The organism is Mucilaginibacter psychrotolerans, assembly GCF_004519315.1.
Lineage (GTDB): Bacteria > Bacteroidota > Bacteroidia > Sphingobacteriales > Sphingobacteriaceae > Mucilaginibacter > Mucilaginibacter psychrotolerans.
This window is the reverse complement of sequence record NZ_SOZE01000002.1, coordinates 87,661-111,970: the sequence shown is the minus strand read 5'-3', so window position 1 is coordinate 111,970 and position 24,310 is coordinate 87,661. Positions and strand designations below refer to the sequence as shown.

General features: G+C 47.3%; 26 protein-coding genes and 1 tRNA gene. 12 read left to right on the top strand and 15 right to left on the bottom strand.

The genetic code is table 11. The features are described from left to right. Positions 1-192: 192 nt before the first annotated feature. Together E2R66_RS02555 and E2R66_RS02550 are read right to left on the bottom strand one after the other, a co-directional pair. Positions 193-600, bottom strand: a complete 408-nt coding sequence (locus tag E2R66_RS02555; RefSeq protein ID WP_133226665.1) for a DoxX family protein — start codon at positions 598-600, stop codon at positions 193-195. 18 nt (positions 601-618) lie between these two features. Next, positions 619-1,536 carry a S66 peptidase family protein gene (locus tag E2R66_RS02550; RefSeq protein ID WP_133226667.1) on the bottom strand — a complete coding sequence of 306 codons (918 nt, stop codon included), beginning with the start codon at positions 1,534-1,536 and terminating at the stop codon, positions 619-621. Positions 1,537-1,663: 127 nt separating this feature from the next. Here E2R66_RS02550 and metG point away from each other — a divergent pair, with 127 nt between their 5' ends. Then, positions 1,664-3,730, top strand: coding sequence for a methionine--tRNA ligase (metG, locus tag E2R66_RS02545; protein WP_133226669.1), 2,067 nt, complete (start codon positions 1,664-1,666; stop codon positions 3,728-3,730). A gap of 129 nt (positions 3,731-3,859) precedes the next feature. After that, a tRNA-Arg gene (locus tag E2R66_RS02540) sits at positions 3,860-3,931 on the top strand. A gap of 163 nt (positions 3,932-4,094) precedes the next feature. Here E2R66_RS02540 and E2R66_RS02535 read toward each other — a convergent pair. After that, entirely contained in the window at positions 4,095-4,613 is a 519-nt protein-coding gene (locus E2R66_RS02535; RefSeq protein ID WP_158288323.1) for a CbrC family protein, read from the bottom strand. Between the two features lie 286 nt (positions 4,614-4,899). Here E2R66_RS02535 and E2R66_RS02530 point away from each other — a divergent pair, with 286 nt between their 5' ends. Continuing rightward, positions 4,900-5,265, top strand: coding sequence for a nuclear transport factor 2 family protein (locus E2R66_RS02530; RefSeq protein ID WP_133226673.1), 366 nt, complete (start codon positions 4,900-4,902; stop codon positions 5,263-5,265). 5 nt (positions 5,266-5,270) lie between these two features. Here E2R66_RS02530 and E2R66_RS02525 read toward each other — a convergent pair whose 3' ends face one another. Further along, entirely contained in the window at positions 5,271-5,873 is a 603-nt protein-coding gene (locus tag E2R66_RS02525) for a Crp/Fnr family transcriptional regulator (RefSeq protein ID WP_133226675.1), read from the bottom strand. An 81-nt stretch (positions 5,874-5,954) separates the two neighbouring features. Here E2R66_RS02525 and rlmF point away from each other — a divergent pair, with 81 nt between their 5' ends. The 5 genes from rlmF to E2R66_RS02500 all read left to right on the top strand — a co-directional run bounded on the left by rlmF (position 5,955) and on the right by E2R66_RS02500 (position 10,564). Continuing rightward, complete coding sequence (rlmF, locus tag E2R66_RS02520; RefSeq protein ID WP_133226677.1) at positions 5,955-6,929, top strand: 23S rRNA (adenine(1618)-N(6))-methyltransferase RlmF; 975 nt, start codon at positions 5,955-5,957, stop codon at positions 6,927-6,929. 127 nt (positions 6,930-7,056) lie between these two features. After that, positions 7,057-8,073 carry an SPFH domain-containing protein gene (locus E2R66_RS02515; protein ID WP_133226679.1) on the top strand — a complete coding sequence of 339 codons (1,017 nt, stop codon included), beginning with the start codon at positions 7,057-7,059 and terminating at the stop codon, positions 8,071-8,073. 4 nt (positions 8,074-8,077) lie between these two features. Then, positions 8,078-9,007, top strand: coding sequence for an NAD(+)/NADH kinase (locus E2R66_RS02510; protein ID WP_133226681.1), 930 nt, complete (start codon positions 8,078-8,080; stop codon positions 9,005-9,007). A 76-nt stretch (positions 9,008-9,083) separates the two neighbouring features. Then, on the top strand, positions 9,084-9,599 hold the full coding sequence (locus E2R66_RS02505) for a hypothetical protein (protein ID WP_133226683.1): 516 nt from the start codon (positions 9,084-9,086) through the stop codon (positions 9,597-9,599). Next, positions 9,581-10,564 (top strand): T9SS type B sorting domain-containing protein, encoded by a 984-nt coding sequence (locus E2R66_RS02500; RefSeq protein ID WP_133226685.1) that lies wholly within the window; start codon positions 9,581-9,583, stop codon positions 10,562-10,564. The genes E2R66_RS02505 and E2R66_RS02500 overlap by 19 nt, the downstream gene beginning before the upstream one ends. A 6-nt stretch (positions 10,565-10,570) precedes the next feature. Here E2R66_RS02500 and E2R66_RS02495 read toward each other — a convergent pair whose 3' ends face one another. From E2R66_RS02495 to E2R66_RS02485, 3 genes are all read right to left on the bottom strand, one after another. Next, positions 10,571-10,888 (bottom strand): hypothetical protein, encoded by a 318-nt coding sequence (locus tag E2R66_RS02495; protein ID WP_133226687.1) that lies wholly within the window; start codon positions 10,886-10,888, stop codon positions 10,571-10,573. Positions 10,889-11,001: 113 nt separating this feature from the next. Then, a complete protein-coding gene (locus tag E2R66_RS02490; protein WP_133226689.1) occupies positions 11,002-11,643 on the bottom strand; it encodes a DUF47 domain-containing protein in 642 nt (213 codons plus the stop codon). 170 nt (positions 11,644-11,813) lie between these two features. Then, positions 11,814-12,800: a GlxA family transcriptional regulator gene (locus tag E2R66_RS02485; protein ID WP_133226691.1), complete on the bottom strand. Its 987-nt coding sequence runs from the start codon at positions 12,798-12,800 to the stop codon at positions 11,814-11,816. 110 nt (positions 12,801-12,910) lie between these two features. On the opposite strand from E2R66_RS02485, the gene E2R66_RS02480 reads away from it, so the two are divergent. From E2R66_RS02480 to pdeM, 4 genes are all read left to right on the top strand, one after another. Beyond that, complete coding sequence (locus E2R66_RS02480) at positions 12,911-13,120, top strand: hypothetical protein (RefSeq protein ID WP_133226693.1); 210 nt, start codon at positions 12,911-12,913, stop codon at positions 13,118-13,120. Between the two features lie 133 nt (positions 13,121-13,253). Continuing rightward, positions 13,254-13,562 carry a VOC family protein gene (locus E2R66_RS02475; protein WP_133226695.1) on the top strand — a complete coding sequence of 103 codons (309 nt, stop codon included), beginning with the start codon at positions 13,254-13,256 and terminating at the stop codon, positions 13,560-13,562. Positions 13,563-13,595: 33 nt separating this feature from the next. Further along, positions 13,596-14,138 (top strand): SRPBCC family protein, encoded by a 543-nt coding sequence (locus E2R66_RS02470; protein WP_133226697.1) that lies wholly within the window; start codon positions 13,596-13,598, stop codon positions 14,136-14,138. A 91-nt stretch (positions 14,139-14,229) separates the two neighbouring features. Then, positions 14,230-14,895: a ligase-associated DNA damage response endonuclease PdeM gene (gene pdeM / locus E2R66_RS02465; protein WP_240049218.1), complete on the top strand. Its 666-nt coding sequence runs from the start codon at positions 14,230-14,232 to the stop codon at positions 14,893-14,895. Positions 14,896-15,013: 118 nt separating this feature from the next. On the opposite strand, the gene E2R66_RS02460 is transcribed toward pdeM, so the two are convergent. From E2R66_RS02460 to gcvH, 8 genes are all read right to left on the bottom strand, one after another. Next, positions 15,014-16,159: a TlpA family protein disulfide reductase gene (locus E2R66_RS02460; protein ID WP_133226699.1), complete on the bottom strand. Its 1,146-nt coding sequence runs from the start codon at positions 16,157-16,159 to the stop codon at positions 15,014-15,016. A gap of 145 nt (positions 16,160-16,304) precedes the next feature. After that, complete coding sequence (locus tag E2R66_RS02455) at positions 16,305-20,111, bottom strand: carboxypeptidase-like regulatory domain-containing protein (protein WP_133226700.1); 3,807 nt, start codon at positions 20,109-20,111, stop codon at positions 16,305-16,307. A gap of 147 nt (positions 20,112-20,258) precedes the next feature. Then, positions 20,259-20,882 (bottom strand): SprT-like domain-containing protein, encoded by a 624-nt coding sequence (locus tag E2R66_RS02450; protein WP_133226701.1) that lies wholly within the window; start codon positions 20,880-20,882, stop codon positions 20,259-20,261. A gap of 86 nt (positions 20,883-20,968) precedes the next feature. Further along, positions 20,969-23,080, bottom strand: a complete 2,112-nt coding sequence (gene feoB, locus E2R66_RS02445) for a ferrous iron transport protein B (RefSeq protein ID WP_133226703.1) — start codon at positions 23,078-23,080, stop codon at positions 20,969-20,971. Positions 23,081-23,094: 14 nt separating this feature from the next. Then, positions 23,095-23,310, bottom strand: a complete 216-nt coding sequence (locus E2R66_RS02440; RefSeq protein WP_133226705.1) for a FeoA family protein — start codon at positions 23,308-23,310, stop codon at positions 23,095-23,097. 79 nt (positions 23,311-23,389) lie between these two features. Then, on the bottom strand, positions 23,390-23,524 hold the full coding sequence (locus tag E2R66_RS29080) for a hypothetical protein (protein ID WP_262710284.1): 135 nt from the start codon (positions 23,522-23,524) through the stop codon (positions 23,390-23,392). Further along, on the bottom strand, positions 23,511-23,906 hold the full coding sequence (locus tag E2R66_RS02435) for a VanZ family protein (RefSeq protein ID WP_133226707.1): 396 nt from the start codon (positions 23,904-23,906) through the stop codon (positions 23,511-23,513). Before E2R66_RS02435 ends, E2R66_RS29080 begins: the two co-directional genes overlap by 14 nt. Continuing rightward, complete coding sequence (gene gcvH / locus E2R66_RS02430) at positions 23,906-24,286, bottom strand: glycine cleavage system protein GcvH (RefSeq protein ID WP_133226709.1); 381 nt, start codon at positions 24,284-24,286, stop codon at positions 23,906-23,908. The genes E2R66_RS02435 and gcvH overlap by 1 nt, the downstream gene beginning before the upstream one ends. Positions 24,287-24,310 lie beyond the last annotated feature (24 nt).

Here is a 24,310-nt window from a genome sequence, read left to right as displayed (position 1 = left end):
CTAAGATTTCGCGCTTCCCGTTAAACAGGAGTTTTGCATCTTTTTTATACATTTTGCTCCTGTTTTTTGAAGATTTGCAAAATTGCAAAATGGTTGTCCGAAACCGTACCAAATTGTACGGAATCGTCCGAAAATCTTGCAGATTGTATAGGTTGTATGGAAATAGAATTACCTAGAGTTGCATGCCTTTTTTTATTTCTTATCAACGCTGTATCGTCCGGGCCCAATAGTAAATAACCCTGCAAATACAACAGCATCCTCAATAGCATGTGAGGCATCGCCCAGGTTGCCACCCTGTCCAAAATGCGACAGTGCTGCGACAATTAAATTGATAACCAGCAATAGGCAAACCGGGCGGAAGGTTAAGCCTAATATCACCAGTAGTCCGCCCACAGTTTCTACCAGCGCAGCTAGCAGACCCCACATCATAGGTAAAAATGTGATGCCGATGTATTTTGTAGAGGTTCCCAATCCAATCCAGGCTTCTTTTCCGCCCATCAGTTTTGGATAACCATGGTAAATAAACATGGCACCCAACCCAACGCGTATGATGAGTAATCCGAAATCCTTATACTTGTTTAAACTGCTTAAATATGCCATAGATCGTTGCTTGTTTATTTAATAACTTAGTGTTACGCCATCTTGTTTTACAGATAGGGCGGCCTGTTGCCCTAGTAAGATGCTGCAATTGTTGGGCATGTGACCGACCGGGAAGTCGAAGCAAACAGGGTAATCATATCTGCTTACCACATCCATCACCATCTCTGGTATAGTTTGCCCAAAGGGGATATCGTTATCTTTCATATCGGTAAAGCCGCCAACGATTAGCCCGGCGAGGTTGTTGAGTTTACCGGCACGTTTCAAACATCGTAGCATACGGTCTACGGAATAAAGATATTCGCCCACATCTTCTACAAATAATATTTTGCCGCTGTAGTCCATATCGCTTACCGAGCCGTTTAACGCTACCAGCAGGGAGAGGTTACCACCTATTACGATGCCGTTGGCGTTGCCAATGCGGTTTAAGGCGTTAGGAGGCAGGTTATAGTTCAGGTCTTCGCCAAACAAGGCCATGCGGAGCGTTTCTAAGGAATGGGCAGATGCATTGGGGATGTTTAATGGCATTTGGCCGTGTATGCAGGCTATCTGATGGTTGCTGATGATATGCGAATGTAACAGCGTAATGTCGCTAAAGCCGACTACCCACTTAGGGTTGGTGGCAAGGCGGCTAAAATCAACCCTATCAATCATCCGAATGGTGCCGTAGCCGCCCCGTGCTGCTATCACAGCCTTGATGCTGTCATCATCAATAAAGCGTTGCATATCTTTTGCACGCAGATGGTCGTCGCCAGCGAACTGGTGGTAAGAGGCAGTGACGGTTTCGCCCAGTACCACCTCCAGGCCCCAGTCGGTAAGCAGCTTTATTGCATCCGCCATTGGTGCGGGTAGCTTTTTGGCCGGGCAGGTTATAGCAACCTTATCGCCTTTTTTGAGGTATGTGGGCGTTTTAAAATTCGAAGGCTCGGAAGTCTGCATGAGTCTGGAAGAATTAATTTGTAGCTGGGGCTTATATCCTCAGTCTTTCGATGTTACGTGCTTGCCGTCTTTCCCGAATTCTGACTTAAAAGATTTATCTTTGCAAATTAATAAACATCTCCGCTAAATGTCGCAACTTAATCAATATAAAAGATACACCATCACCTCGGCTTTGCCTTATGCAAACGGGCCCTTACATATCGGGCACCTGGCAGGCGCGTACCTGCCCGCAGATATTTTTGTGCGCTACCTGCGGTTGATGAAAAAGGATGTGGTGTACATTTGCGGCTCGGATGAGCACGGCGCGGCTATCACCATTAAGGCCAAAAAAGAAGGAACTACCCCGCAGGCGATTATTGATAAATACCACAAGCAGATAAAAGAGAGCTTTGAGGAGTTTGGTATTGCGTTCGATATCTATCACCGCACTTCGTCTGCCATACATCACGACCTTTCTCAGGAGTTTTTCCTGAACCTGTACGAGAAAGGCGAGTTTATCGAAAAGTTCTCTGAACAATATTACGATGAAGATTTCGACCAGTTTTTGGCCGATCGCTATATTATCGGTACTTGCCCCGTTTGCAGTTATGACAAAGCCTACGGCGACCAGTGCGAAAATTGCGGCACATCGCTCAATCCTACGGACCTTATCGACCCCGTATCAACCCTGAGCAATAAACGCCCGGTGCTAAAACCCACGAAGCATTGGTATCTGCCGCTAGACAAATACCAACCGTGGCTGGAAAAATGGATAGACGAGAAAGAAGGCGAGTGGAAAGTTAACGTGTTTGGTCAATGCCGCTCCTGGCTGAAATCGGGCCTGCAGCCGCGCTCTATGACACGCGATCTGGATTGGGGCATAGACGTTCCGCTGGAGGAAGCAAAAGGCAAAAAGCTTTACGTGTGGATGGATGCGCCGATAGGCTACATCTCGGCAACCAAACAATGGGCCATAGATAATGGTAAGGACTGGCAACAGTACTGGAAGAAACAAGATAATGACGAGGACGATGCCTGCCTGCTGCACTTCATCGGTAAGGATAATATTGTTTTCCACTGCATCATATTCCCGGCGATATTGAAAGCGCATGGCGACTATATTTTACCGCAAAATGTGCCGGCCAATGAATTTTTGAATTTGGAGGGCGATAAGCTTTCCACCTCGCGCAACCACGCGGTTTGGCTGCACGAGTACCTGGAGGAATTCCCGGGCAAACAGGATGAGTTGCGCTATGTATTAACCTCCATCCTGCCCGAAACCAGCGACAGCGAGTTCACTTGGAAAGACTATCAGGCTCGTGTTAACAACGAACTGGTGGCTATATTGGGTAACTACATCAACCGTATTATGGTGCTGATGCATAAATATTACGATGGTAAAGTAGAGAGCAGCAACGAAGTCATCAAATTGACGGACTCCAAAATAGATGCAGAGCTTGGCGGTTATTACGACGAACTGGGCAAAAACCTGGAGGGCTACCGTTTCCGTGCGGCGCTGCAAAACGTAATGGATATGGCACGCATGGGCAACCGCTATTTAACCGAGCAAGAGCCTTGGAAAACCATTAAAGCCGACCCTGATGCGGCCAAAGCAGCCCTGCATAATAACCTGGTGTTAGTTGGCCATATTGCTAGCTGCCTGCAACCTTTTTTACCGGCTACCGCCAGCAAGATATTCGGCATGTTGAATATTTTGCCCGTAGGCTTTGATGAGGAAATCGAATTTGTCAACGGCCACCAGCTAAACCAGGCTGCCCTGCTTTTTGCCAAGGTAGAGGATGAGGCAATGGATGCCCAGATACAAAAACTTGCAGATAAGAAGCAGGCAACCGTAGCCAAAGTTGCGCCGCCGGTAATACCCGCCAAGCCGAATATCAGCTTTGATAGTTTTGCCACGATGGACATCCGTACCGGAACCATCTTGACAGCCGAAAAAGTAGCCAAAACTAAAAAGCTACTGAAGCTGACCATAGATACCGGTATAGATCAGCGTACGGTAGTATCGGGCATTGCGGAACACTACGAACCGGATGCCATTATAGGCAAGCAGGTGAGCATGCTGGTGAACCTGGAGCCGCGCGAGATAAAAGGCATACTATCGCAAGGGATGATACTAATGGCCGAAGATGCCGATGGCAAGCTAAGCTTTGTTGCACCGCACGATGCCATACCGAACGGCTCGGTAGTGCGGTAAGCGGAAAATGTGCAGATGTGCAAATTTTAGATGTGCAAATGGGGTTGCCAAAATCGCCAATAATTTGCACCTTTGCGTTTGGATAAGAATTTGCATATCTGCACATCTAAAATCTGCACATCTGCAACCGGTCCCGTAGTTCAACGGATAGAATAGGAGTTTCCTAAACTCTAGATATGAGTTCGATTCTCGTCGGGACCACATTTATACCCATCCATGGGAAGGGCATGGGAAAGATTGTTGAAAACCCTTTAGATGTAATCTGAAGGGTTTTCAATTTAAAACGATCGGGATACTAATCACAGTCCCAGTTACCTCGCATTTTTCCACAATGGCTGCACTCGAATACATAGTAAGTAGGATATCATTCTGTGAGTATTGTTTCGTTATCTGGTAAGCTATCATCCCACAAATGATTTAGTTCTTTATCTGTCATGCTCATAAAAAGAGCTTTCCCGTCGCCATCGTTACTGTTTAAATAAAAATCTTTGGGCGCCCAGGTCCCTTTGTAGGTCATAAAATCATTACAATGCGTTAGCCACAATTCTTGTTGCCAGGTGATAATTTGTGGGGTTCTTCTTAACTCTATTAGCCTTTCGTTCTCAATGGATGGTGGGTTCTCCATATTATGTTTATAAACTTTGCTTAAGCCATTTTCATCAACCATCCCAAACTCGGTGTCGTGCCAAAATTCAAATTTTCCTTCCTTTAAACAAGCGTAACAGCCAAACTTTCCATCCTTGTCATCGTCGCTAAATACATCCGTAATGGTGTAATCTAATTCAAAACAATAAGCTGTTTTTCCACAAATAGAGCAAACGGAATGTTCGATTAGAAGGCCGCTCATTTCGTCAATTGGCCCTTTAAAATATTTGAAGGTCATAGGAATCGTTTTAGAACCTAAAAATAAGAAGTTGTTTGAGATTATTGCCCTCATCAGCAACTAGACAGGCCAATCTCTGCACAATATAAATCATCCATAAAAGAGTCCAAGTCTGGTAGTCTAAGGTGCACCGAAACGATGCATTTTGGGAACAGACCGGTTCGATATTTTCTTAAGGGGGCGGCATATTTCGCTTATCGTATTGACATTTATCAATATCAATTCATGATGTAACTCAATAATCTACCGCGGGTTCTGTGGTATATTTGATTAACTCAATAATCATATGGAAACACACACAAAATTACTCGAAGAAAGCCTATTGGTAATATGGAACGACCGCAATGCCCAAAGCCGGTTGGCAGCCATGACAAATATCTACGCACAAGATATTCACTTTTATGAATCGGATGATCGTGAACCTGTTGTAGGCCATGAAGCTATCAATAATTTAATCTCGGTTTTGCAGGCGCAATGGCCCTTAGATTTTAAGTTTGCGCTCAGTCAATCGTTTCTGAAAAATCATGCAGTACAGCATATCGCCTGGACGCTTGGCGCACCGGGAGCGGAGCCCGTAGCCTCGGGTATGGACATTGCTGTTGTTGAAGACGATAAAATCAAATCTTTGTATTTGTTTCTGGATAAACCGTAAATCTGCTATTTATGCAATTGACTCTTTCGGATGCGGCTGAGCGTTTCGGCAGTAATGCCAAGATAGGAAGCAATAGTGGTTTGTGGAAAACGACGTATAAATTCCGGGTAGGTTTGCGCAAATTGCTCATAGCGCTCCTCTGCGTTTAGACTGATTGCTGAATGGATCCGTTGCTGTGATGCAATGGCTCCTTTCCGGTCAATTTCCCGTATCATGATGTCAACAGCCGGAACGGCTTTCAATAACTCCTGTATGCCTTCTGCTGTGATTAATAATACGTCAGCGTCTTCAATCATTTCGATATGGTAAAGCGAAGGTGTGCTCAGGTTGTAGCTTTCATAATCACCTAACCACCACGATTCTACCCCTAGGCGTATAATCGTTTTCTGCCCGCTTTCCTTCACGCTATACATGCAACCGGCCCCTTTTATTATAAAGGCCATGTACTTACAAACATCGCCCTCCTGCAGCAAATACTGCCGTTTGCGCAGGTGTTTAGCCCGAAAGGCTTTTTGTATCGCTGATTTATCGGCTTCGTTCAAAAGCAGTTGCGATTTTTCTTCAATGTAGGCAAAGAGAGGTGCAAAGGATATGGCAGATTCACTCATTATAACTATACCTAAATGTAAATAAAATCCCCAATGGTCTGTAGTAAATAATGCGGATATTTGCTTTTTAATACGCTCATCATGCCCGCTCCCGAAAAACAGAAACCCGCCCAAAAAGAAAGCCTGCACCCCCGCAACCTGCACCGTGCAGGGTATGATTTTGATATGCTGATAAAAGTACTGCCCGCCCTCAAATTTTTCGTAGCGCTTAACCCGCATGGCATTGAATCTATAGATTTTGCTTCTCCGGATGCAGTGAAAACCCTTAACCAGGCGCTGTTGAAACTTTATTATGGGGTGGAGTATTGGGATATCCCGGCTGGATACCTTTGTCCGCCCATCCCCGGTCGCGCAGATTATATTCATTACATTGCCGATTTGCTGGCCGAAGGCAATAACGGTGTAAGCCCTACCGGCAAAAGCATAAAGGTGCTGGATATTGGCACAGGTGCCAATTGCGTGTACCCCCTTATTGGTAACAGTGTTTACGGCTGGCAGTTTACCGGCACAGATACCGATGCAGAAGCCATCCGCTCGTCCAACAAAATAGCGTCCGCTAACCCCGCTTTTAGCTCTGCTATTAAAATAAGGCCGCAAAGCAATAAAGCCAACATATTTAAAGGGGCCATTACGCAAGGCGAGATATACGATGTTACCATCTGCAACCCACCGTTCCATGCATCGCAAAAGGAAGCGCAGGCGGGCACGCTGAAGAAACTCCAGAATCTGAATAATGGCAGGCCGCAACAGCCAACGCTTAACTTTGGCGGCCAAAACACCGAGCTTTGGTACCCCGGCGGCGAGGTGGCCTTTATCCGTAACATGGCCGAGCAAAGTACGCTTTTTGCCGATAGGGTGCTGTGGTTCTCTACGCTGGTATCTAAGAAGGATAGCCTGGATGCCGTGTACCGCGCGCTGAACAAGGCAAAAGCGTTGGAAGTAAAAACTATCACGATGGCACAGGGACAAAAAACCAGTCGCATTGTTGCCTGGACGTTTTTGAGCGAAGCCGCACAGCGCACCTGGCGCAACACTTACTGGAAAGCGGCTCAATAATTTCGCTTTCCGTCTAGATAGTTAGTGGATGTGATTTCGGGCTTGTAGTTAATGCCATGTAAACATATATTAGTAAAAAAAATATGTATTGCGGCTTTATGGCCGTTAACCTAAAATAAACCTTATTATGTTCGGTATAAAACACATCAAATTCGACGCGATGACCTTTGTGCTCCACTTTAAAAATGGCGCCATCAAAAGGGAGGGTCGTGGGCTTTCGTTTTTTTACTTTTCGCCCAATAGTTCTATCGTGGCTATCCCAATGGGGAGTAACGATTTGCCTTTTATCTTCGCCGAATCTACAAACGATTACCAGTCTGTTAACATACAGGGGCAAATAAGCTACAAAATTGGTCGGCCTAAAGAGCTTGCCGATGTGCTTGATTTTACCGTTACCGACTACGGTACCTATAAAAAGAACGATATAGAGAAGTTGAACCAGCGCATCATCAACGAGGCGCAAACCGCTACCTCATCTTACATCCATGGTATTAAATTGAAGGATGCTATCCGATCGGCAAAGGCCATCGAAGAAAGGATATTGGAGGGGCTTAAGTCATCGCCGGCTATAGGCATGCTGGGCATAGAGATATTAGGGGCTAATATACTGGGCATTTCGGCCACGCCCGAGATGGCCCGTGCACTGGAGACAGATACTCGTGAGAAATTGCAGCAGGAGGCCGACCAGGCCATTTACGAACGCCGCAACTTTGCCGTTGAACAGGAACGCCGCATAAAAGAGACCGAGCTGAACACCGAGATTGCTGTTGAAGAGAAGCGTAAACAGATAGCCGAGAAAAAGATGGAATCGGATGTGCAGAAAGCCGATAACGACCGCAAACTGCGGGAAATGAAGGTGGAGGCAGATATTGCCCTGGAAAATCAGCGTAAGGAACTGATAGCGCAGAAAACGGCCAACGATAAACAGGAGGCAGAAACGCAGGGCTTCGTAATTGAAGCTACGCTGAAACCTTACAAGGATATCGATTGGAAAACGCTTACCGCATTAAATAATAATCCCGACCCTAAATTTAATATTGCGCTTGCCTTTAGGCAACTTGCCGAGAACGCCGATAAAATAGGCAACTTAAATATCAGCCCCGAGCTGCTGGAATCCCTGTTGAAAGATAAGCCAGAGGCGTAAGGAAATGAGCGTAGAGTATGCCATTATCGTAAAAAATAAAACCCGCCTGGAGGCACTGGTAGAACGCTTCAACACAAAGGCGCAGGCCAGGTTTTACATAGAAAGCCTTGGAGGCAATTTCGACGACTATGAGCTGGAACACGAAACCTTCCATGCATCGTTAAGCTCGGTGCAGGGCCAGCTATCCAAGGTTGTCAAATACAAAATAATCGAGCGGGGTTTTATACCCTCATTTATTTTTTCACCAAATCAAATGATTATCGTTATCGGGCAGGACGGCCTGGTGGCTAACACGGCGAAGTATTCTGGTGGCATCCCAATAGTTGCGGTAAATCCTGATGAGGGAAGGTATGATGGCGTGCTTTTGCCCTTTAATACCGCCAATTTTATTACCGGCATAGAGCAGGTACTTACAGATAAATATGAATCTAAAACCATGTGTTTTGCCGAGGCCCGATTGAACGACGGGCAGCGGTTGCTCGCCTTTAACGATTTGTTTATTGGTGCGGCATCTCATGTTTCTGCGCGGTATAAAATATCGTATAAGAACAATACCGAGGAGCAATCGTCTAGCGGGCTTATTATATCTACTCCGGCAGGCTCTACCGGGTGGCTCAGCTCGGTTTTTAACATGGCTTATGGCGTTGCGGGGCTTTTCGAAAAAAACCTTAAGCCTAAGAAGCCTCGCTTAAAAGATAACGAACTGCTGTTTGCCGTAAGAGAGCCTTTTCAAAGCATTCGCACGCAAACAGGCATTACCGCGGGTATCATTAGGCAGCCACACAGCATTGTCATCGAATCGTTGATGCCGGGTGGCGGCGTTATTTTCAGTGACGGTGTAGAAGCCGATTTCCTCAAATTCAACAGCGGGGCCACCGCCACCATTTCACTCGCTACAGAAACCGCCAAACTGGTTTTGAAAGCCGTTCGATAATCTGCATTAAGGCTTTACACCAGGCTCAAAATCTCAAAAACATGCTTATTTTTAGCAATACCAATTAACCCGATACGTGAGGCACGGCACTGCTGCTATTTTATTTTTCATAGTTTTTTGTGCTGCTGCCTTTGGCAGTGCCGGTAACAGGTATATACTTGCCGCAAAGTTTCCGTTTGCACCCGCCACAACCGATACTACAAAAAAAGAAAAACCTAAAAAAGCGAATGGCTGCACCGTTATAGGCAACTTAACCGGCACTACCTGCATTGGTAGCGCGCTTTCGGTTACGGCAACCGAACCAATAGCTTCGGTACAGTGGATATTTGAAAACGGTATTTCGCTGGCTACACAAACAACGGCACCATTCTATGTAGGCGATGTTGCCGGCACGTATTACGTTAAGATAATTACGGTGGGTGGTTGCGCGGTAAATTCCAATTCGGTAACCATAACTAATCTTAAGGTCCCGCTCATTATTATCTCTACCCGCTCTAATGTAATCTGTGCCGATTTTCCCGACCCTGTTTTTACCGCTGTGCCAACTTATAATGGCGAGTTTCCCAGTTATCAATGGAAAGTAATGACGTAAACTACGGCCCGCCCCGCACAACGCTTGCTGCTTTTGCACCAACAGGCTTAAAAAAGGGCGACAGGGTAACCTGCGAAATGACCAGCAGTGATAACTGCATCACCAAGGCCGTAGTAGAAAGCACACCGATTATTATTGACGATATACCGGTAGAAAATCCTGCGGTAATCCTTGCGCTGAACACCGCGAAGCCCTGCGAGGGCACGCCGCTAATGTTCACTGCTGCGCCCAAAAATGCTGGTGATGCGCCTACTTATCAATGGTATGTAAACAATGCGGCGGTTACCGGTGCCGTTGCAAGCACATTTACGTCTGCCACTTTAAAAAATGACGATCAGGTAACCTGCAGTGTGGTAAGTAACGCCAAAATATGCCAGGTGTCGCCTGTGGGCGCAAGCCAGCCGTTTGTAGTGCAGCACATCCCGCTGGTTATGCCGGAGGTGAGCATATCAGCAAATACTACGGTGGCCACCATAGGCACGGCGATAACCTTTACGGCTAGCATCAATAATGGAGGCCCTGCACCACAGTATGTTTGGAAAGTGAATGGTATCGAAGCAGCCTCGGGCAACGGGGTATTTACCAGTTCTACCTTTAGAAACGGAGACCAGATAACCTGCACATTAATAAGCAATGCCGATTGCACTGCCTCCAACACGGTTGTTTCCGACACGGTAACGGTGCAAATAAATATCCCCGTAGTTGCATCGAGCCCCAATATATTTACGCCCAATGGCGATGGTGTAAACGATACCTGGGCTTTCCCGGGGCAACAGGCGTATCCCGATGCAAGGCTAAAGATTTACAACCGTAACGGGCAAATGGTGTTCCATGCAGTGGGGAACGCCGGGGCGTGGGCCGGTGTTGATGATAGTGGCGCGGCATGCCCCGGCGGGGTATATTATTACCTGGTGAACCTGGCTGCGGGGAAAGTGATCTCCGGCGCGGTTACCATCATCAGGTAAGTAAGCTTAAACGGTTGCTTTTTCGGCTTTTGGCTTAGCCGGGCTGGCTTTAACAGCCTTTGGGGCTTCTGGTGCAGGAGTGGGTGCCTGTGCTGCTATCGGTTCTGCTGCTGCCGCAATAGCTACTTTATCCACCTTTATGCCTGCAGAAAGCTTTTTGGCTAATTTTTTAGCGCTTTTTTCAATCTCTTTGGTGATTTTTTTTGATGACACGCCAAGTTTATCGGCTGCATCTTTCAATTGCGCGGTAAGGGAGGCCTGGATGGTTTTGGTTGTGCTTTTTTTAGCTGATTTAACCAGTGATTTCAGTTTATCTTTTTTCATATCTGCAAATTAATATGCAAATATAGATGAAGAACAGGTTAATTCCATGTTATCATTATGTTAACAACTCAAGGGGTTGTTAATATTGGGTGGTTTTAGTGCTTGATATACAACTATTTATTTTTGATGATTATGCTCTCTATCACCACAGTAGCGTGCTCGCACTTGTCGGTTGTGCGCTCCAACGCGGCCAATATTTCAGTGTATTTAATTAGCTCTACGGAGTTCTTTTCGGTAGACATAACAGCACTTACTGCCTGTGCCGATACCTTGTCGGCATAATGTTCAAGCTGCTTTATCTTGTTGCAGTTTTCTTTGATGGCGTCCGAGTTGTTTAAGTTGCTTAAGCCGGCAACCGCCGCCTGTAGCTCCTTGCAGCTCTCGATAATAAGGCCCGATAGCTCCTTTATGGCAGGAGTAGCCGCTTCTGACTGGAAAAAGCTGAACCTGCGGGATGAAATATGGATATAATCGCAAATATTGTTGATACACGAAGCCAGCGCATACATATCGCTACGCGCAAAAGGAGACACGAAGGCTTTTGCAGAAGCCAGGTAAACTTTATGCTTGGTTTCGTTGCCTGTTTGTTTAAGGCGGCTTATCTGGCTAAGTTCTAAATGGTGGTCGCCCGGTTCACTGCTTACCATTTTGAACAGGAACTCGGCCATTTGCACGTTAATAGCGCACGACTGGTTGAACAGATCGAAGAATATCTTTTCTTTTGGTATGAATAACTTACGGAACGCTGAAACCATATATGTATTGGAATTTGAGCAAACGTACAAAAATGGATATTAAGCTAATGTTAATATTAGGTTTAATGTTTACAAATAGCCTATAGTTTTACACACCAGGGATGAATATCGCTGTTTTGGTGCCTTTAGGCGTTCGCTGTGCAACTGCATCTTGCCATCTAAGAGGTTCATCACACTGTTGCCGCCGCATTTTTGCTGTATTTGTTGCGATACTCTAACGGCGATACGCCTGTTATCTTCTTGAAAGTTTCGCGGAAAGCCTTGGTATCGGTATAGCCCACGTTGTACATTACCTCGTTCACGTTCTCCCGCAGGGTTTCCAGGCTCATTTTGGCGGCTTCTATGCGTACGCGCTGCAGGTATTCTACCACGGTGTTGGAGGTTGCCTTTTTAAACCTGCGCTCCAGGTGGCGGCGGCTCATGGCCAGGGTAGATGCCAGGTGGTCCACCGTTATTTTCTCGGAATAGTTTAATTCTATAAATTCCTGTGCCCGTTTGATAGCATCGTCCTCGTGGTTTTTTTGCCCGTGGAAGATGATGAACAACGATTGACTGTTGCGCTCTATATCAATCTCGAACATTTTGGAGGAACTGATGGCCATATCGCGGCCCGAAAATTTTTCAATAAGGTAAAGCAACAGGTTAAGCGATGAGTATGCACCACCACTGGTATAAATGCCACCCTCATCGGTAATTATTTTATAAGGCATCAGGTTCACATCCGGGAACATCGCCCTAAACTCAGCCGCTGCCAGCCAATGCGTGGTGCAGTTACGCCCTTTAAGCAAACCGGTTGAAGCGAGTATGAACGCACCGATGCATAATGATACCACCTCGGCCCCTCCTTTGTACTGCTTAATTATCCAGGGAATAAACTCCTGGTTATCGCTCACTACTTTGGCCATATCGCCATGCACTGCCGGGATAACCACCAGGTCGGTTTGGGTAACCTCACTCAGCGTGTAATCGGGCTTAATTACAAAAAGGCCGTTGCTTAGCGTGGTTTCCTTGCTTAGGCCAACCAACTGTATCTTAAACAAGGGCGCTTTATTCATCCTGGCGAAGGCATTGTTCACCTCGGTAAACATCTTATAGGTCGATTCGATGTTGCTTAAGCTTACGTTACCCTTCGGTATAAGGATTGATAGGTGTTTCATAGTATCAAAAATAAGTGTAAACCTCGTCGCAATCAACCCCTTATAATGTCGTAATAGCACCCTGCCGCTTGGTTAAATGCGCTGCACCTTTGTGTGGTTAGCCCATAGTGATGATAGAAGTTTTTAAAACGGATGTGGATGATTGGAGCCGGTCGCGCATGCTGATGGGTTTGATTGCCGCGCGTTTTTCAGTCTGCCGGATAAACTTCGATCTGGAAGATTGCGACCGCGTGCTGCGGGTTGAAGGCGATACCTTCTGCCCCAGGGGTATCATCGAACTATTGCAGCAGAACGGGTGCCACTGCGAAATACTGAGTTAAAACCAACATATTTACTTAACCAAAATAATAAGCCATGCCAAAAGTTAATGCATACATCGGGTTCAGCGATACCTGCCGCGAAGCGATGACCTTTTAAAAAGAAATTATTGGCGGCGAACTCACGCTACAGGTAGTGGGCGAATCACCGATGGAGGAGATGTTCCCGGCTTCGCACCAGGATAAGATACTCCACGCTACTTTGGAGAGCGCAGATTTTACCTTGAACGGCACCGATTTGCCGGGCAATAACCAGGCCATAGGTTCTGGCAATATCAGGCTGATGATTAGCTGCCCTACCAAAAATGAGATGCAAAGCATTTTCGATAAGCTAAGCGAGGGCGGCAAAGTTACACACCCCATAATGGAATTTTTTGCCGGCGCTATGGGTAACCTTACAGATAAATTTGGCGTGAACTGGGGTGTTTTTAGCGCAGAAAAATGATTACCTTTCCCTTTATAAAGTCTTTTTTTAATCATGATTATCCTCTTCATCATCTTGGCCATTATTGCAGCGATCATTCTTATTGTATTGTTGGCCGCAGCCTTTACCAAAAGCGACTACGAAGTTGAGCGGCAAATTACCATCAATAAGCCGGTATCGCAGGTTTTTGGGTACGTTAGGTATCTTAAAAACATGGATAACTATAATAAATGGGTAATGCGCGACCCAATGGCCCGGAAAGATTACCGAGGCCAGGACGGAACCGTAGGCTTTGCCTACGCCTGGGATGGCGATAAACAAGCCGGGCAGGGCGAACAGTTAATTACCAAAATTGAAGATGCCCGCAGGATTGATGTACAGATAGCATTTATACGCCCATTTGCGGCTGTATCTGATTCATATATGATTACGGAACCTACCATGGATAATACCACCGTGGTAAAATGGGGTTTTGCCAGCAAGATGCCTTACCCCATGAACGCGATAATGATTTTTATGGATATGGGCGAAATGCTGGGGAAGGACCTTAACGAGAGCCTGCAAAACCTGAAGCAGATCATCGAAAAACAACCGTAATAACTTAACATTTTTTGCTTGCTAAAGGGATTTGATTTTTAGGGCAAGCCCTGCGCTTGTTTGCCCATGCCTGCGTTATCTTTGCTCCGTTATGATGATGAGTGCGGGTACCCCTTTTAATTTTTTAGGACAGGATTTGCTATTGCTGCCGCAAAAGGCTATTTACTGGCAACAGGAAAAAGCCTTGATTGCGGCTGATGTGCATTTGGGTAAGGTGGGGCATTTCCGTAAGGCGGGGATTGCCGTACCGAGGGACATGGAGCAGGACGACCTGGCCATGCTATCAGACCTGATTGCAGAGCATCGTCCGGAGAAAATCATCTTTCTTGGAGATTTGTTCCACAGCGACCTGAATGCCGATTGGGATTGGTTTGTGATGTGGCGCAGGCAGTTCCCCAAACTACAGATCATACTCGTAAAAGGAAACCACGACATCATCCACGACCGGCATTACCTCAACCTGGATATTGTGTTGACCGAAGAACTGAGCGTAGGCCCTTTCCTGATGTTGCACCACCCCCTTGCCGACCCGGCTATTCGCCCCGAGGGCGGCTACGTTTTATGCGGGCATATACACCCCGGCGTAAACCTGGTGGGGCGCGGCAGGCAAAGCATTACCTTGCCTTGTTTCGCTTTCGGAAAAAACCAGGCCATACTCCCCTCTTTTGGTAAATTCACCGGGAAAGTGGCCATCCGCAGCCAGAAAAACGACAGTATCTTTGGGGTGTTGAAGGATAAAGTTATTGCAATTGGTTAGGAATGGTGAGTGGTTGATTGAGTAGAGAGTGGTTGTGTTTCGGCGCAAAAGCCGCGGACACTGCCGCTATCCAACCATTCACCACCTAATCAACCACGCACTACTCACCATTTACCACTTACTTCTTGCGCAAATAATCATGCACCTCGGTATCTATCTCGCCAAAGGGCACGTTGGTTTTTATCACCTTCCAGTTTTTATCTAACAGGCAATACATCGGCAGGGTTTTGATTTCCCATGCCGTAACGTTTGGCGATGCATCGCCTTTGCCATCGCTAACTTGCGTAAAAGGCGCATTGTCTTTCTTGATAACTGCCAGCCAATCACTTGTTTTATCTGCTATGGCTACGCTGATGATGGCCAGCTTTGCATTGTCTGCAGGGGTTAGGATAATGCCCTGTACCAACCGGGCGTGCGTCATGTCGCTGGTGCCGTTGCCCGGTTTCCAAAACTCTACCAGGATGATTTTCTTGTTGATGGCCTTTTTGTCGAACGGTTTGCCCGCAAGTGTGCTACCCACAATTTCGGGCGCATCGGCACCGGCTATTTGTTGCAATACAGGGCCAAGCTTGTTGCTTATTTTCAGGCCATCGTCGCTGGTTTTAACATCGGCAGGCAGTTTCTGAAAAATGGCATTGTACTCTGCCGGGTGCTCGGGGAAGTAGGCCTGCGCTATAATGTGCGCGCCGATGGTAGCCTTGGGGTATTTATCGGTGTATTCTTTGATGATTTTCAGGTCTAGGTCGCGGCGCTGGCGTTGCAGTTCGCGAGTATCGGCATAAATGCCGGCACGTTTGCCTGCGGGGAGTGCCCTGGCCGCACTGGTTTGCAGGTAACGGATGGCCTGATCTATCCGGGCATCCAACTCGCCGGCATAGGTATTGGCAATTTTATAATAAGCTGATAATTCGTTTTGCGTGGCCGAGGTGGTGGTAACTGCGGGGTATTCCGCAGGTTTAGCGGCGTTGGCATTTACCACGTAGTCGCCGTTTTCCAGGTAAATATCGTAAGCCACTTTCGAGGTAATCGGCTTGTCGTTATCTATAACGGTAAGACTATAGTAGCCGGGTGCCTGCAAGCCTTTGTCAATAATCAACTCACCATTTTTGATGGGTTCGTTAAAGGTAATTTCGTTAGCCTGTTTCAATATCACCACGCCGTTGTTTATGCCGTTGGCCTTTATGGTGAGGTTTAATTTAGGGTTATCTTTGCAGGCAGAGAGGAATAATAAGAGGGATGCGCTTGCGGTATAAAGTATTTTCATGTGTATGGTTTAGCCTCGCTAAATAAACAAAAAAAATCACGGCAGCCAAAATATATTCGCCACAGATTCCATAGGGAATAGACAAGCCCTCCCGCAACTCTAGCGAGAGGGCTTGTGCCATACACGGACCGAACGGACAGGGGACCTATTTAAAATCCAGGTCGCCGATGTAAACGCCGCCCTTATCGCCTTTTTTCATTTGCAGTACAATGAGTTCTTTTTTCTCCTGCGGGGTACCGTAGTGGGTAAACAGCTCGGCCATTACCGTGGTTGGGCCCGCGATGGTGGCCTGCCTGTCGCCATAGTAGTTTATCTCTATTTTGTAGGTGCCTTTTATGGCTTTTTTCAGCAGGAACTGCTCGGGGCCGAAACCTTGCGTCATGTCATCGGATATACGGCCGCCCAGCGCGGTACGGTTATGGCTGTAGTAGCATTTCTCGCCGTTAGGGTCGGTTACCCAAAGGTCTATATCGGTATTGTTCATGTTCCAGTCCATCACGATACGAATATCGGCAGGCAGGTTTTTAATCACTGTTTTTGGGATGCTTTTGATATTGAGCTTGCCTTTGTTCAGGGCGATGATGCGGTTTATCTCTGGCAGTATTATCTCTTCGATGCCGTCGTAAAGGTTTTCGGCATCATCGGTATAGCTGCTTACCATGGCTTTATAAAGCACGTCCAGGGCTTGTTGATGATGACCAGCATCTTCCAGGGCCAGCCCGTAATCGCGGAAGCTTTGCGGATCCAGCGGCCTTAGTTCCATCACCTTCTTAAAGGCAAATACTTCGCCCTCATAATCGCCAAGCTGTTTCAGTTTATAGCCCAGCATTTTATACAGCTCATAGTTGTCCAGGCCCATTTCGGCCAGGTTGCTGAGGATGCGCCCGCCTTCTTCGGTATTCCCTGTTTTCAGGAAATAATCGGCCACTTCAAAGTAATATACCGGGTTGCCTGCATTGGATGCGCGCAGCTCCAGGTATTTTTGGTACTGGCCCGTTTTGCCCGCAATGCGTATGGCTTTAAGGTAATCGGCATCGGGTGCCTGGTAGGCTATTGTGATGCCTTCGCCGGTAGTTGGTGCATCGGCAACCGGATCTGCCCTTTGCGCCGATGGCTTTGCGGCTACGCCGTTTTTGGTGGTTACCACAACCACACCATTGCTGCCTGCTGCGCCGTAAATGGCGGTTGCGCCCGCATCTTTCAGTACATTTATCGATTCTATTTCGGAGGGATTTAAGTTGGCTATGCTGCTTGTTTGCACGCCATCTACCACATATATGGGCTGGCCTGTACTAATAGTAGATTGACTCCTTAGTACAACACTGGTGCTGCCCGGGGCACGCTGCGTTGTAACCTGCAAACCAGCAACGCGGCCCTGCAACTGTTGGGTAATGTCTTTATTGGTTACTACCGCTTTGTTGGCATTGCCCACCGGCTCGTCCAGCCTGTCATAAGACAAAGGGCTTACTGTTGTTACTGAACCTGTAACATCTTTTCGTCTTACGGACGAATATCCCACAACTACCACCTCGTTCAATGCGTTGTTGGATCCCTCCAATTGCACATTTAAAATACGGTTGCTGCCAACGGTAACTTCCTGAGTTGTATATCCAATGTAAGATACCACCAAAACGCTGCCCACCGGTGCATTCAGGCTAAAATCGCCAATAACATCGCTTTGGGTACCTGTACTTGTCCCTTTTACCCTAACCATTGCACCAGGCACCGGCAGCCCATCAGTTTGGGAGGTTATCTTGCCTTGTATGCCCGGCCCGGTAGCCCGCGCTGTAGGCGTATTAATTGTTTGGGCTATTGCGGTATCGGTACGCGTGGTTTGGGCGGTATTGTTGCCCGTTTTAATGAGGGTGAAGTTCAAAACTTCATTGTCGCCGATGTTCATTTCCTCGGCGTTGTACCCTGCGCAGGATACTTTGACGATATCGCCCGGCCTCACATCCATAATATAGTGTCCAGCCTTATAGGTTGTTGCCGTAGCGCCATTACGGCGCACGGTTACGGTTGCACCAACCAGCGGCAAACCAGTGCCCGAATCTGTAATTGTTCCTCTAATTGTGCCTCTTGTTATGCGGTTACTGCCGTTTGTGCCGGGACCAATGGGCCGCACAGCCACAAGTTGCGGATGCCCGGCCTGTTTAACCGGTTTTGGCTCCGGTTTCGGGGTAAAATCGGTACCCCACCATTTGGTAAGGGCTTTTAGCATCTCTTCTGCGGCGGGCAGGTTGGCACCGGCTGTTTCTGGCTCGTCATCGTCGTCCGTACCACGCTGCTTCATCACGGCATCGTACTCGGCGCGCAGTTCAGCGGGCGGCTCTATGCCGTACCGGATGTAATCGGCAACCGTCTCCAGCACAATGAGCGAAGTATTACGCGTTACGATGCCGAAACGTTTGCCTAAAGATTCTATCTCCTGGCGGTTATCGGCGTAATTGATATCCAACTCGCTTATTTTCTTTTGACCCCAAAGTTTGGGCACGTCTACATTGTCCACCGCGTTTGCCTGTAAATCGAGCCTAACCTGTTTTTCTATACTTACGTTGTTGCCGTATCCATATTGCAGGGTAATGGTTTGGTTGGGGTTTTTGGTAATGCCGGCTACAGAGAAAGCCCCGTTTACCGTAACGGGTAGTGATGGATAAGCATCATTAACGGTGCTGCCGGCTTTTATGCCTAAGAAGCGCAATGGCTGCAGGGTTAGGGCGCTGAGAGCTTTGGCCTCATCATCGCGGATGAGATCTATCAATTCGCCGCCGGTTTTAAGGGCTAGCTGTTTCAGGTTGCTGTAATCTGCTGCCGCGGAGGAGTTGATGCAGTACACCGGTTTGCGCACGAGTTTTATCTGCCCTTCGCCAAAGGTTTGGTGGCCGTCGCTCATCAGCAGGTATTCATCTGCGGGGATTTTAGTCAGGTCCAGTTTGCCGAAGTTTGTTGCGCCATCGTAGACGGTTTGTTCCAGTTCGGTTTTCAGCGCGGCCCAATTGCCGTTTGTTATAGCATAGCTTTTATTCTTGATGATAGCGTTACTGAAAGCCACAAGGCTAACCTGCACAGTGCTGATTTTTTTGAAGTAGGCATCCAGCAGGGCAATTTCTTTTTTGATATCCCTGCCTGCGCCGCTTAGCGATGCATCCCATAACAGGCCGATGCTATGCGGCAGGGGCTTGTTGATGGTATTGGCCGGGATGGCCGTGTTAACAAACCAGCAATACTTATTGCCCTGCGCCTGTATCATCACTTCGGCAACATCTTTTGGTTTGGGGATGTAGAACGATAGTGTATGGCCCGGCGTGTAATTGCTTTTTTCAAAAGATGATGTATAGGTGTTCTGATGCTTATCGAATTTGAGCGCATAGCCGCTGGTATCATCGGCTATAGGTGCCATTGCGCTTTGCACAACCGATGCCGTAAGCGCGAAGGTTTTAACGGTATCCTGCAGGTTTAAAGGCAGGGTAAACTTTAGGCTGCCGTTGGCGGTCATGGGTAGCTCTTCTTCGTACCCGATGATGATGGTGCGGGTGCTGTGGGGGTTGATGGGGTAAATACGCGTACGGAAGGTGTTGCCCGCTACTTTTTCCAGTAATCCCGGGTCAACCCTGCGACGTTCTATCGATTCGAATACCACCGTGCCTTTGCCACGGTCTACCGGTACGGCTTCGCGCATCTTGCCGTTCATGTCTAAAGCGTAGCGGCTCACGCTTACGCCGTCCTTTAAGGGGAAGGTAAGGGTACCCTCTAGTACCTGCGCCGTGGAGTTATAAAAAGTCATTTGCCAGGTGCTGCGGCTGATATTGCCGTAGATGGCTACATCTATCTTAAGGTTTTGCAGCTTAACGCCGTTGTTGCTTTTACCATCTACCGAAAGCTGCGGCGATTGCGCGCGGGCGGCAGTAAAGAACAATATCAGCAGGATGGTGAGTAAGGAAAATCGTTTCATAATTGGCTGGTTTTGCAGGTAAGATGCAGCACCAGCCGGTATTCCATAAAAAGATTTGAAAAATGATGTAAAGAGCTATTACACCAACGCGCAAATGCAGATATAGGTGTAGATTAGAACAAATTCATTGCCAATCAGCGAAATCATTTAATCATTAAAATCAGCGGTCAGTAATTCCACCTCCGCTACAGGGCTAAACAGATAAACCCTACGACTGCTTACTTCCACGCATTTATAGCGTTTGCGCAGCTTTTCTTCCTTGCGGAAGATGCGGCCATCCTTTAGCTTGAACAGGGATTTGATGGGCAGTTTCTCTACCGTATGTACCGATTCTTTGGGTGCATCATATTGGCGTAAGGAACGGTACAGCGTTAAATCGGAACAGCTGGATGCGGCGGGGTTATTCAGGTAGCCCGTAATAGCCTGCCTGATATCCGGCGGAAAAACCTCTTTTTCGAAGAAAGGCTGCATCATTTTTTTGAAGTTCGCCTTCCACTCTGCCCCGTGGGGTTTTACCTTGTGTTTATGCTCGTTCCAGGTGTGCAGGTGCGCAAACTCGTGTACGGTGGTTACCAAAAACGCGTAGGGATTTAAATCGAAATTAACGGAGATGCGGTGGCCCTTGCCATCGAACGGGGCGCGGTAATCGCCAAATTTGGTGCCGCGGTTGCGCGATATCTTGAACTCGCATTTAAAGTAATCTATCCAGCGGCCAATTAAGGGTGCCGCATCCGGCGGAAGATACTTTTCTAAAATTTTTACTTTATCCAATGGTTACCTCTGTATCAAAGATAGTTTATTGAGGTGAAAGGTAAAAGGCGAAAGGTAAAAGGTTAGGAAGAGATGACAGAGCGCGTCTATTTTAACAGATGGTACACCAAAAATGCCGCCCCATAGGCCAGCAGGGTCATATAGGCGAATTGCACAGCAGGCCAGCGCCAGTCTTTGGTTTCGCGGTAAACAACGGCTATGGTGCTGGCGCATTGCATGGCAAAAGCGTAAAACATCATTAAAGAGAAAGCAACGCCCAAAGTAAATACCGGGCTGCCATCCGGCCTCTTAGCATTCCGCATTTTTTGCTGTACCGAATCAATCCTATCGGCATCGCCGTCTACGCTGTAAATGGTGGCCATGGTGCCCACGAATACCTCTCGTGCAGCAAAGGAGGTTATCAGGGCTATGCCTATCTTCCAATCGAAGCCCAGGGGCCTTATTACGGGCTCTATGGTATGGCCCAATACGCCGGCGTAAGAGTTCTCCAGTTTTTCGGTAGAAATAACCCGGGTAAGGCTATCGGGATTCATGCTTTTGGCGTATTGCGGCTGGCTGTATTTGGCATCGATGTTTTTGAACCTGTCGCCCGGTCCATAGGATGATAACACCCACAGGATAACCGATACGGCGATGATCACCTTGCCGGCCTCCAGGACAAAGGTTTTGGCCCGCTCATACATCGAGAATGCAACGTTGTTCCACCGGGGCATGCGATAAACGGGAAGCTCCATAATGAAGTAGCCGCGTTCGCGGGATTTTAAAATAAACTTCATTACCCAGGCTACTATGACGGCCGATACCAGGCTGAGCACATACATGCCGGTAAGCGCCAGTCCCTGCAGGTTAAAAATCCACCAAACGTTGCGGCTGGGTACTACCAGGGAAATAAGCAGCGTATAAACCGGCAGCCGCGCCGAGCAGGCCACCAATGGCGTGACCATGATGGTGATCATACGGTCTTTCCAATTCTCGATGGTGCGGGTGCTCATGATAGAGGGTACCGCACAGGCAAAGCCGCCGATGAGCGGCACTACCGATTTGCCGTTGAGCCCCACCTTGCGCATAATTTTATCCATCATAAAAGTAACCCGCGACATGTAGCCGGTATCTTCCAGTATAGATATGAACGCGAAAAGGATGGCAATCTGTGGGATAAACACCAGCACGCCGCTTAGGCCGGCCACTACACCATCTATCAGCAGGCTGGTTAAAGGGCCTGCAGGCAATACGCCGCGCAAAGCTCCCTGCACCCAAACAAAGGCATCCTCAATTAGTCCCTGGGGGTATTGCGACCACGCAAATATCGATTGGAACATAAAGAGCAGTATCCCCATAAAAATAACAAAGCCGAATATTTTATGGGTGAGTATCTTGTCTATTTTGTTACTGTGGCTTTCGTCCTGGGCGGTTACGGGCGTTTTAACCGTGTCGTATAAAACATCATTGATATAGTTGTATCGCGCAATGGTTTCGGCTGCCTGTGCTTTTTGCGAATGGAAGCTGTGCTGCTTCTCCAGTTCTTCAATGCGCTCGCTTTCGGCGGGACTTAAAAACTTCAGGGTTTCGTGCTGGTGAGCCAGCTGCAAGGCGAAGTATGGGTTATCGGTTTTTACTTCCTTGCTGATGGCACTTATTAATCCGGGTGCCAGCGCATTTATGTCTATACTGTCTTGCTGCAGAGCAAATTTATTGGCAAAAGATATGGTGTCTTTCAGTTCTTTTATACCCTGCAGTTTACGTGCTGAAACCTGTACCACAGGCACGCCCAGTTTTTGTGCTAACAAATCGGTGTCGATAATTACACCGGCTTTGTTGGCCAGGTCAATCATGTTCAGGGCAACAATAACGGGTATCTTCAGGTCGGCAACCTGGGTGTATAGCAGCAGGTTCCTTTTAAGGTTGGTGGCATCAAGGATAACGACAACCAGATCTGGTGTAAGTTCAGTTTCTTTCTCGGCCAGTACCGAGAACACGATAGATTCGTCGCGGCTTTTGGGGTAAAGGCTATAAGTTCCGGGAAGGTCAATGATTTCGGCGTTGCGGCCATCGGGCAGTTGGCAATAGCCTACTTTTTTATCAACGGTAACACCCGGAAAATTCCCTATTTTTTGGTTGAGTCCGGTAAGTGCATTAAAGAGCGTGGATTTACCGGTGTTGGGGTTGCCTACAAGCGCTACTCTGATATCAGCTTTCAATGGCTACAAGGTAACTACTGCAAAATAATGGTGGATGCTTCAAACCTGCGCAGGCTAAGTTGGTAGCCTGATACATGAATTGCGATAGGATCGCCAAGCGGCGCTATGCGCGATATGCGCACTTCTTCGCCGGGCAGGCAGCCCATTTCCATCAACTTAACAGACATTTCCAGATCAGTAAATTCTTTTACTATCCCGGTTTCTCCAATTTCAAGCTGTGAGAGTGTCATTTGCATTTATTTGAATACAAATGTAGGGCTATTTATACTAAATCCAAATAAGATTAGCGGTTTTTTTTCAGGAAAATGTCTACGACCTGTAAACTTTTGCGGGCAGCCTCTTCATCCCGAAATGCGGGCAACCGCAATCTTTTTTGAATAAGCCGCATGACGAAAGTACTGCTGCGGCAATAACGGCTATCAAACCAACTTTAAATGCTTTCATTATTTAATGCGTAAGAAGTTACTAAAACACCAAATATGCCCATGCATGCACCTAAAGCATCGCAAAACAAATCGGCAGGCTCGCCGCTGCGCCAGGTGAAAACATACTTTTGCAGTACTTCTATTAGCGCGCCGTAGCTAATCAACACGATGGTGTTTTTTATCGCTATTTCTATGCGCAGGCCACGAGTTTTGAATTTGCGAATGCTGCCATAGCAATAAAGCACCGCCAGTACAAAAAACAAACCGCAGTGGGTAAGCTTATCAAAGCCGGCAAAAAACATGGGCGCCTTGCTTACGCCGCCCAGCTTTACACCGCATATCACTAAAATAAATAAGGCCCACAAAATTGCAGGCCAGTATGCTTTAAAGCGAGCGTTCATTAAGCGCCTATCAAGCCAGCGTATTCCTCTGCAGATAATAAACCATCTACTTCGGCAGCATCTGTAAGGGTAACTTTTACCATCCAGCCATCACCGTAAGGGTCAGAATTTACCAACTCGGGCTGGCTATCCAGCAGTGGGTTTATTTCTGCCACAGTACCGGCTACCGGCATAAATAAATCTGATACAGTTTTTACGGCCTCTACAGTGCCAAAAATAGCTTCTTTGGCAACTTCCTGCCCAAGGGTGTTGATATCTACGTACACAATATCGCCAAGTTCGCCCTGCGCAAATTCGGTAATTCCAATGGTTGCAGTATCGCCTTCAACGCGTATCCATTCGTGGTCTTTAGTGTATTTCAGTTCAGCCGGAAAATTCATGATGCTTAAATTATTTACCCCAAA